The following is a 9,908-nucleotide window of genomic DNA, read 5'->3' on the forward strand; positions in this document are numbered from 1 at the left end:
GATGTCTGCTGGTGGAAGTGCTGACGGTGCAGCTGCAGGTGCAGTAAGCTCAACTATGTTACTTGCTGTCGGTATCGTTGGAGGATTACTTTGTATTTACTTATCAGGCTTTTTAGGCAATATTGTAGGCCCAACTCTTGCTGCTATTGGAGCAGTTCTCGCTATTATTTGGGGAGCAGATGCTATCCGTAGAGTAGCAAGTTACGGTTTAGGTACTGGTGTACCTTCTATTGGTTATATGTCTTTATCTGTTGGTGTAATTGCAGCATTATCAGGTCTTGCTTTAGCTGCTAAGTTTGACATGCCAATTATAGGACCAGTTGCTGGTTTAGTTATTGCTGTAATAATTGGTGCTATTATTGCTATTGTCGCAACCAAAATTGTAGGTATGAAAATCCCAATTATGCTTCAATGTACTGTTGAGATTGCTGGTGCTGCTACCTTATCAATTTTAGGATTTGCTGTTACTATTGCAGGTTCATACGAAATGCTTGCAATATATGAAAATGTTGTTGCTACTGGTTTAATTGCTGTATTATTTATCATGTGTACTATGGCTATCCAACACCCATTCAACGCATGTTTAGGACCTAACGAAGACCAATTAAGAACTCTCAAATGTGCATGTTCTACTGCATTCTTATCCATGACTATTGTCGGTCTTTTATCTGTTATTGGTGGAGGATTAGGTTGTGCAGTTGTTTTCATCGTAGGTTTAATTGGATGGATTGTATCATTCAGAGCATTCGTAATGGCTTCTATCAACGATGCAGCATCAACTAGATGGGCTGGATTATGGCCTAAAGTGGAGCAATAGAATAGGAGGAATTAAATATGGCTCAAATGTTACCTATGGTACAGGTTATACCTGAAATGAATTTCGCATTAGACCCTGCAACTGGGGTCATCGGATCATCTTTAGGTGGAGGAGTTATACTTCTATCTATGGATGATGTAAATGAACAAGTAGCAAAAGTGGAATTGGCTGCTGATGAATTAATGGCTTCATTAGACCCATATACAAGTCCTGCTGGATCATTCCCTGGAAGGGAAGGTTCTTATGTTACTGCAGGATTGTTAACTAACATGGTATATGGATTTTTATTAGCATCTTTCATCATATTTGCTGCATTACCTTTCTTAAGCGTATTGGGGGTATTATAGATGGCTGATAAAAAAGCTCCTGCAGATGGCTGGCCGGTTATTAGTGGGGATTACATTGTAGGTGATCCTGAAAGCCCTGTTGCAGTTACAACTCTTGCTTCTCACATTGAAGCAGAATTATCTGGCGCAGCAATCGCAGGTCCATGTAAAACAGAAAATTTAGGAATAGAAAAAGTAGTTGCAAACATTATTTCAAATCCTAACATCCGTTTCTTAATCGTTACTGGTGCTGAAGTACAAGGACACATTACTGGTCAAAGTATTAAAGCATTACATGAAAACGGTGCAGATCCAGATAAAAAGAAAATTATTGGAGCAACAGGAGCTATTCCTTTTGTAGAAAATATTCCACTCGACGGTATTGAAAGATTCCAAAACCAATTAGAAATTGTAGATTTAATCGATACTGAAGATACTGGAGCGATTAATGCTAAAATCAAAGAATGTGTAGAAAAAGATCCGGGCGCTTTTGAAGAAGAAGCTATGGTCATTTCTGTCGATGAAGACGGTGGCGACGAAGACGATGGAGAAGAAATGAAAGTGGTATCTGCTGAAACTGCTCTTATTGAAGCAAGAATCAGGGATATTAACACTAAAATCGATATGGTTGGTGCTGTCCAAAGGAATTTGGCTGGAAATTATTCCGGTAAAGTTCAAGGTATAATGATTGGTCTAGCATTTACTTTAGTTGTCGGATTTTTATTCTTGGTTATGATCTAGAGGGGGTATAATTATGGTACAAATTTCAAACAAACCAAACATAAGTAGTATGAAAAATGCTGCTGATGATGCGGAATATAGTTCAAAACTCCTTGCAAGAGAAGGTAAATTATTTGCCGGTTTACATGCAACTAGATTTAAAGGTTTTGCATATGGAATGGCTATTGCATTATTATTAATCGTAATTATTCCATTTATTGCGAAATTAGCAGGATTTTAGAGGTGTTATTATGAGTGATGAAAATTCAATACCTCAAGTAATGGTCTCCGCAGACGATGTCAATCAAATTCTTGCAAAATTAGACGATGCAGAAGAAAAAGTTGATTTTACTGTTGGGGAATATTATCAACGTTTAGGCCAACAAACTGGTAGAGATGTTGGTATATTGTATGGTATTATAATTGGATTATTAATTTTAATTATGGCTATTAAATTCGGTATAACTTCAATGTTATCTACCTTATTGGCTGCCCTATTATAGGAGGTTTATACTTATGTTTAGATTTGATAAAGAACAACTCGTCGTAGATATTGCTGGAGTAAAAATGGGAGGACAACCTGGTGAATACCCTACCGTTTTAGCAGGAACCATCTTTTACGGCGGACACAATATTATTAGTGATGAAAAAGAAGGTATCTTTGATAAAGATGCTGCTGAAGAAAGAATTAAAACCATGGAAGAAATGTCTGATGTAACTGGAAACCCTTGTGTTGTACAAACTTTCGGTGCTACTGACACTGCTATGGTTAAATACTTAGAATTTGTAGGTGAAGTTTGTGACAAACCTTTCCTTATAGATTCAACCGCAGCTGCAGCAAAAATTGCAGGTGTAGAATATGTACAAGAAGTAGGTTTAGCTGAAAGGGCTGTTTACAACTCTTTAAGTATGGCTGCAGAACCTGGTGAAATTGAAGCAGTTAAAAATTCCGACATCGATGCATCCATTCTCTTAGGATTCAACCCAATGACTCCTGGTGTAGAAGGAAAAATCGAAATTTGGGAAACTGGTGGATCTGTTATCGACCAAGGTATTCTTGAAATGGCTGACGAATGTGGAATTACCAAACCATGGATGGACGTAGCAGTTACTCCATTAGGTCAAGGTGCAGGACCTGCTGTAAGAACCTCTTACGCTGTAAAAGCTAAATGGGGATACCCAGTAGGATCTGGTATTCACAACGTTCCATCTGCATGGGACTGGTTAAGAGGATACAAAAAAGAACACAAAGAAGCATGGCCTGTTTGTGATATCGGTTCAAACATCGTACAACAAATGGCTGGTGGAGACTTCGTTCTTTTCGGACCTATCGAAAACTCCAAACTTGCATTCCCTGCATGTGGTATGGCTGATATCATGATTGCTGAAGCAGCAAAAGATATCGGTACTGAACCTGTTGAAGACCACCCAATTAACAACTTATTATAGATAAAAGGGTCCCGATTAGATGATTAATTCATCTAATCATTTTTTTCTATTTTTTTTAACTACTTTTTTTGAAATTATTTAATAAAATTTATATTATTATAAAAAGATATTTATAACTAAGTTTTAATTGAGGTTATAAAATGTCTTTTTTAAGTAAAATTTTTAATAGAGGTCCTAAACCTATTATTGCTCATTCTAAGGAGGGTAATTTAGGTTCTTTAACTGCACAGCAAGCGGGTCCTGCAAGTCCTGGTGCTGTTAAAAAACCGGACGTTTTTTATGTTACTGCTTCTGTTGAGTTGGGAAATACTACTACCAAATGTATTGTCATGGCGACAAATTTGAATACTAGTGAATCTTATTTGCTTAATAAAACTGTTAAAATGACAAGGGACATTAGGCCACCTAAACCAACTGAAGATGTATTTGGTAAAACAGTTTGGGGAATTGAGCTTTCAAAAGAAGCTGTTACTGAACTCATTAGAGACACTGTTTTGGAATCTCTTAGAAAGTGTAATGTTGATAAGGATAAGGATTTGGACTTTGTTGTAAGGTCAACTGGGGTAACTGCAGGTTTTGCAACTGCTGAAGAGGCAGGTCAACTAATTATTGCACTTGCAGATGGTTGTCTTGAAGCAGATATTCCTCCACGTAAAATGTCTCCTGCAATGAGTGTATCACAACTTCCTGAGAAATTACACAAGCACACTCTTTTAGAAAACATCATGTTTGACGGTGCTGTTGTAAGTGTAGTTCCTCCTGAAGGTAAGGAAACTGTTGCAAATGAGATGGAGGGGGAACTTGTAACTGCTGGAATTAAATTAGGTGCTAAATGGACTGAAGTGGATTATAGAAATCCTTGTGTTTCACTGGATTTCGGTTCAACATTGGCTGGTCGTATAGTTAATGATAATGAACCTTATGCAAACACTGTTGGAAACTTTTTAGGTCTTGCAGGTGTTGTAAGTGACTCTTTAGCTAGAGGTTCAGGTTTGATTGATAAGAAAAACGGTGCTGCTTTAGATATTTATTCTGATAAGGCAATGAAAAAAGCGGACCACAAGCAGGCTGAAGCCAATGCTCTTGAAGCTCATAAATTAATTAATATTACTAAAGTTCCTATGGATGTTGAAAGATTCGGTACTGTTCCTGTAAATCCTGAAGCAGCTCAAAATGCCGGAACAACCTTGATTGGTTGTGATGTTGGATTTAATGGTGATAAATTACCTGAACTGATGGAAGTGGGTGCACAATTCTATAGTGACTATGGTCTTCCTACATTGCTTTCAACTCTTGATTATGTAAGTACAAATATCGTTACAAGATGTTTGGATGTTGCGTTTAAGGAAAATGTTATCGTTCCAGGTTCCGCTTTAGGAATTACTGGTAGGGCAGGTATTACTGGAAGAAAACCACAACTTATTTTAGAGGCGGTTCAGGATAAGTTTGAAAATATCGTATTTGTAGAAGACGGTCTTGCATTAGGTTCTGCTATTATGGCTCGTTGTATGAATTCAATGGGTACTCCTAAAGTTCCTATTGGAGGTAAACAAGGAGGAAGATGCATCCTTAAAGACCGTATGAAAATGGCTGGCGGAAAATTCGCTTAATTAATTATGGAGTTATCCATGATTTATGCAATTTTGATGGCTGGAGGTATGGGAACTCGTCTTGAAGTTCCCTGCGAAAAACCTCTTTTCAAATTATGTGATAAACCTTTAATTAAATACGTAATTGACAATCTAAATGAATCCAAATTAATCGATAAAATTGTTATCGCTGTTAGCCATCACACTAGTGAAACTACAAAATATTTGAATTCACTAAATCAGGATTTTGAAATATTGGATACATCAGGAGATGATTATCTCACTGACTTATCTTTTATTTTGGATTTCTTTGAAAAAAAATCCAGTGAAGATACCTTACTTTTTATTAATGCAGATTTACCGTTTATTTCAACTGAAACTATTGATTATGTTTTGGAGTACTATTCCAAATCAGATAAAGATGCATTATCTACTTTAGTTCCGGTTGAAATCTTTAAGGATTTAGGTTTAAATTACTCTTATGAGTTTAACGGTTATGTTCCTTCAGGGTTAAATGTTTTAAGAAGCATTAATATTGTGCAGGATGAAGATCAGTTAATTATTCCTAAAAGAGAATTGGCATTAAATATTAATACACTTTTAGATAGTCAGGTTGCGGAAAAATTATACAAAGAATATTATATTTAAATATAATGAAATTAAATATTTATATAACTAGATTTAATATTTATTAGGTGATTAAATGGAAAATAAACAACCAATTCCAAAAAGAGAAGAAAAATTATGGAGTGAAATTAAAAATTATCAAGTAGCTACCAACAATGCACGTATCCTCGGTGTATTGGATGAGCTAATTATCAATGAAAAAACTGGTAAAATTGTGGATATTGCTATTAGGGTTGAAAGTGACCGTAATATCCATGTAAAAGGTGCTAAAAGAAATGGTGACTTGTTATTAGTTCCTTTTGCTAAAGTTGAAAAAGTCGGCGAATTCATTATTGTAACTGAATAATTTCAGTTATTACTCTTTTTATTTTATTTAATTTTTTTTAAATTATTTTCATCTACCAGAACCATTGTTAACTATTTATAGTTAGTTAATTATAATTATATTATTATAAAACAAATTCATATTTTATTTTTTAAGGTGATTATATGTTGCTTGAAATAGAAAATTTGGCGGTTGAAGTGGCCGGTAAAAAAGTTTTAAAGGATATCAATCTCTCTATTGCTGAAGGAGAAACTCATGTTCTTTTAGGACCTAATGGTGCAGGTAAAAGTACTTTATTTTTAACAATTTTGGGTTTTCCAAATTATAAAATTGTTAACGGCACTATCAAATTTAAAGGTCAGGATATTACTGGGTTATCCACTGCAGAAAGAGTTAAATTAGGTATTGGAGTAAGTTTTCAAACACCTCCTGCAATTAGGGGAGTTTCAGTAGGAGATTTATTGAAAATCATTTCTAATCAGGATGTTAGTGATGAATTAAATCCTAGAATGCAAGAATTGGCTAGACAACTTAAATTCAGTGATGAGTTCTTAAATCGTGATGTCAATTTAGGATTTTCCGGAGGGGAAGTTAAACGTTCCGAAATTTTGCAGTTGCTTGCTCAAATGCCGGATTTCACCATGTTTGATGAACCTGATTCCGGTGTGGATATTGAAAATGTAGAATTATTAGCTTCTGAAATTGGTACTTTATTGGATAAAGATAAACCACAACGCAGTAGAAAAAGAAGTGGACTTTTAATTACTCATTTAGGTTATATTTTAAATTTTGTTAGTGCTGATAAAGCGCATGTTTTAATTGATGGGGTCATTTCCTGTTCTGGAAACCCGTCTGAAATTTTAGAAGATATTAGAAAAAACGGTTTTAATGGATGTGTTGAGTGTGCGCAATGTTTATGAAGATGCTGAAAGAGCAAAAGATAAAAAAGCAGCAATCGGTGCTGATGTAACTATTGAAAACTTCACTGATGAAACTGTTAATGCTTTGGACATGATTGATGATTTGAATGATTTAAATAAACAGACCAAATCAGATCTTTTAAAAGTAGGTGTTGATACTGACGAAAAAAACAGGTCAGGTTCCTTTTTACAAGTTGACCAAAGTAATATTTTTACAAATAACACTATGTCTGATTCCATTGAAGTGATGAATATTGGAATTGCATTGGAAAAATATAATTGGCTTGAAGATTACTTGTGGAATGTTGTTAAACCTGATGCTGATAAATACACTGCTAAAACTGCTTTAAGAGAGCAAAAAGATGGTGTTAAAAGCGGTTATTTTGTAAGATCTCTTCCTAATACCTGTGAAGTAATGCCTGTTCAGGCTTGTATGTTTATCAGTGATGAGGATATTATGCAAACTGCACACAATGTAATTATTGCTGAGGAAAACTCTGAACTTCACTTGATTACCGGTTGTGCAACTGGTGATGATGTGTCTTCTGCAATGCACGTTGGCGTATCTGAGATGTATTTAAAACCTGGTGCTAAAATAACATTCACTATGGTTCATAATTGGGCTGAACAAGTTGAAGTGCGCCCAAGAACTGGAATCAAATTAGGTGATAACTCAACTTATATCAATAATTATATTTTAACCAGTCCTGTAAGTACTTTACAATCTTATCCTACTGCTTATTGTGATGGTAAAAACTCAAGAGCTATTTTCCAATCTATTCAGGGCGGTAAAAAAGATTCTATCATTGATGTGGGTTCTAGAGCTTTACTTAATGCTGAAGGGGCCCGTGCTGAAGTTATTTCAAGAGCTGTTGCTCAGGATGAATCTAAAATTTATGCCCGAGGTCATTTGTCCGGAGCTGTTCCTGGTGTTAGGGGACACTTGGAATGTAGTGGATTAGTTTTATCTGATGACAGTTTAATTTATGCAGTTCCTGAACTTGAAGCTAGTTCTGCAAACTTAGAATTATCTCACGAGGCTGCTGTAGGTAAAATTGATGAAGATGAGATTAATTACCTAACTTCAAGGGGTATTTCCGAAGAAGATGCGGAATCCATGATTGTAAGAGGATTTTTAAACATGGATATTACTGGGCTTCCTGATGAATTAGCTCAACAAACTCAAAATATGATTGATATGAGTCTTGATGGAATGTAATTCCATCTATTTTTTCCTTTTTTTCTTGTTTTTTTGATTTAACTTCATTCTCAAGAATTCTTGTTTTATAGTATATAAACCTTTTGGCTTTAGTTTCTAAGTAACCTTTATATTAATTATTAATGAAATATATTAATCAGTACATAATGTTCTGCTGAGCTAGCTCATTAAGTACATAAATTGTGATTTTAAGGCATACCTAAACAGTATTCCTTAAAAGAAAAATTTTAAAATTTTTTAAAAAACTTTAAAATTGGATTTAGAAAGATTTAAATTTTTCTAAAGACGGAAAAAAATATTTATAGAGGAGGAGAAACTCTATGGCTGATGATGTAAAAATTGTAATGTTTTGTTGCAACTGGTGTTCCTATGGAGGAGCAGACACAGCTGGTACTGCAAGGATGCAATACCCACCGAATATTAGAGTTATTCGTGTAATGTGTTCTGGAAGAATTGATCCACAATTTGTTTTAAAAGCATTCCAAGAAGGTGCTGACGGTGTATTTGTAGCTGGATGTCACATGGGTGACTGCCACTATGATGCAGGTAACTACAAATTAGATCGTAGAATGAGATTAATTTATAAATTAGTCGAAGATATGGGAATTGGAAAAGAAAGAGTTCACCACGACTGGATTTCCGCATCCGAAGGTGAAAAATTCTCTGAATCTGTTAAAATGATGGTTAACAGAATCAAAGATTTAGGTCCAGCTCCATTAAAACAACAATTAGATGCTGAAAGATAGATTGGAGGAATGAATATGGCAGATAAAGTAAAAATAGGAACTATGTGGTTCGGCGGATGTTCCGGTTGCCACTTATCCATTGCGGATTTCCACGAATCCTTAATTGATGTAATGGAATTTGCAGATTTTGAATTTTCCCCTGTACTCATGGATACTAAATATGATGAAGTACCTGAATTAGACATTATTATTGTCGAAGGTGGAGTAAGAAACGATGAAAACAGAGAATTAGCCGAAATGTTAAACGAAAAAGCTAATATGGTTATCGCTTACGGAACCTGTTCATGTTACGGAGGTATTCCAGGTCTCGGAAACTTATGGACTGTTGAAGAATTAGAAGAAGAAGCATACATTAACTCTGTATCTACTGTAAACCCTGAAGGAATTATTCCTCACGAAGATGTACCTCATCTCGAAAGCAGAGTAAGACCTATTGGTGAAGTTATGGATATTGACTTAATGATTCCAGGTTGCCCACCTCGTTCTGATGTTGTAGCAGAAGCTATTTTAACATTATTAAGAGGCGAAACAATCGAATTACCTTCAACCAACCTTTGTGAAGTATGTCCTAGAGAAAAACCACCTGCAGGTTTAGCTATGGACTTCATTAAAAGACAATTTGAATTAGGTGCTCCTGAACCTGATTTATGTTTAATTACTCAAGGTTTAGTATGTATGGGTCCTGCAACCGTATCATTATGTGGTGCAGAATGTCCTTCCATTGGTATCCAATGTAGAGGATGTTACGGTCCTACTGCTAAAGTATTAGACCAAGGAGCAAAAATGATCAGTGCGATTGCATCTGACTACGGTGTACAAGAAGATAAAACTGTAGACCCTGAAACTGTCGCAGATCAATTAGATGATATTGTAGGTACTTTCTATACTTACACATTACCTGCTGCTTTAGTACCAATTAAAATGCAGAAAGGAGGAGAATAAAATGGTTAAACTTACTATGGAGCCTGTCACTCGTATTGAAGGACACGCTAAAATTACAGTACATCTTGACGATGCTGGAAATGTACAAGAAACAAGATTACACGTTATGGAATTCAGAGGTTTCGAAAAATTCTTAACAGGTCGTCCTGTAGAAGAATTACCAAGATTAGTACCTCGTATTTGTGGTATTTGTGATGTACAACACCACTTAGCAGCTGCTAAAGCAGT

Annotated in this window: 14 protein-coding genes; all 14 read left to right on the plus strand. The window is 35.4% G+C overall.

Annotation, left to right across the window (positions count from 1 at the left end; translation table 11 throughout):
- Position 1 precedes the first annotated feature (1 nt).
- Positions 2-817, plus strand: coding sequence for a tetrahydromethanopterin S-methyltransferase subunit MtrC (gene mtrC / locus IJL02_RS02625; protein WP_292808733.1), 816 nt, complete (start codon positions 2-4; stop codon positions 815-817).
- A gap of 17 nt (positions 818-834) precedes the next feature.
- Positions 835-1,164, plus strand: coding sequence for a tetrahydromethanopterin S-methyltransferase subunit MtrB (gene mtrB / locus IJL02_RS02630; protein ID WP_292808735.1), 330 nt, complete (start codon positions 835-837; stop codon positions 1,162-1,164).
- Positions 1,165-1,884 (plus strand): tetrahydromethanopterin S-methyltransferase subunit A, encoded by a 720-nt coding sequence (gene mtrA / locus IJL02_RS02635; protein WP_292808737.1) that lies wholly within the window; start codon positions 1,165-1,167, stop codon positions 1,882-1,884.
- 13 nt (positions 1,885-1,897) lie between these two features.
- On the plus strand, positions 1,898-2,104 hold the full coding sequence (locus tag IJL02_RS02640) for a tetrahydromethanopterin S-methyltransferase subunit F (protein ID WP_292808739.1): 207 nt from the start codon (positions 1,898-1,900) through the stop codon (positions 2,102-2,104).
- Positions 2,105-2,114: 10 nt separating this feature from the next.
- Positions 2,115-2,366: a tetrahydromethanopterin S-methyltransferase subunit MtrG gene (mtrG, locus tag IJL02_RS02645; RefSeq protein ID WP_292808741.1), complete on the plus strand. Its 252-nt coding sequence runs from the start codon at positions 2,115-2,117 to the stop codon at positions 2,364-2,366.
- 13 nt (positions 2,367-2,379) lie between these two features.
- On the plus strand, positions 2,380-3,312 hold the full coding sequence (mtrH, locus tag IJL02_RS02650) for a tetrahydromethanopterin S-methyltransferase subunit H (RefSeq protein ID WP_292808743.1): 933 nt from the start codon (positions 2,380-2,382) through the stop codon (positions 3,310-3,312).
- Between the two features lie 140 nt (positions 3,313-3,452).
- Positions 3,453-4,922, plus strand: a complete 1,470-nt coding sequence (locus IJL02_RS02655; protein ID WP_292808745.1) for a methanogenesis marker 14 protein — start codon at positions 3,453-3,455, stop codon at positions 4,920-4,922.
- An 18-nt stretch (positions 4,923-4,940) separates the two neighbouring features.
- Complete coding sequence (locus IJL02_RS02660; RefSeq protein WP_292808747.1) at positions 4,941-5,549, plus strand: NTP transferase domain-containing protein; 609 nt, start codon at positions 4,941-4,943, stop codon at positions 5,547-5,549.
- Positions 5,550-5,604: 55 nt separating this feature from the next.
- Positions 5,605-5,874 (plus strand): PRC-barrel domain-containing protein, encoded by a 270-nt coding sequence (locus IJL02_RS02665; protein WP_292808749.1) that lies wholly within the window; start codon positions 5,605-5,607, stop codon positions 5,872-5,874.
- 143 nt (positions 5,875-6,017) lie between these two features.
- Positions 6,018-6,773 (plus strand): ABC transporter ATP-binding protein, encoded by a 756-nt coding sequence (locus IJL02_RS02670; protein WP_292808751.1) that lies wholly within the window; start codon positions 6,018-6,020, stop codon positions 6,771-6,773.
- Positions 6,742-7,992, plus strand: a complete 1,251-nt coding sequence (locus tag IJL02_RS02675) for a SufD family Fe-S cluster assembly protein (RefSeq protein ID WP_292808753.1) — start codon at positions 6,742-6,744, stop codon at positions 7,990-7,992. Before IJL02_RS02670 ends, IJL02_RS02675 begins: the two co-directional genes overlap by 32 nt.
- A gap of 320 nt (positions 7,993-8,312) precedes the next feature.
- On the plus strand, positions 8,313-8,738 hold the full coding sequence (locus IJL02_RS02680; RefSeq protein WP_292805691.1) for a hydrogenase iron-sulfur subunit: 426 nt from the start codon (positions 8,313-8,315) through the stop codon (positions 8,736-8,738).
- A gap of 15 nt (positions 8,739-8,753) precedes the next feature.
- On the plus strand, positions 8,754-9,680 hold the full coding sequence (locus tag IJL02_RS02685; protein ID WP_292808755.1) for a F420-nonreducing hydrogenase: 927 nt from the start codon (positions 8,754-8,756) through the stop codon (positions 9,678-9,680).
- A 1-nt stretch (position 9,681) separates the two neighbouring features.
- Positions 9,682-9,908 (plus strand): nickel-dependent hydrogenase large subunit (locus tag IJL02_RS02690; RefSeq protein ID WP_292808757.1); only part of this gene is annotated, 227 nt, incomplete at its 3' end.

It is taken from the genome of Methanobrevibacter sp. (assembly GCF_017427765.1).
GTDB lineage: Archaea > Methanobacteriota > Methanobacteria > Methanobacteriales > Methanobacteriaceae > Methanocatella.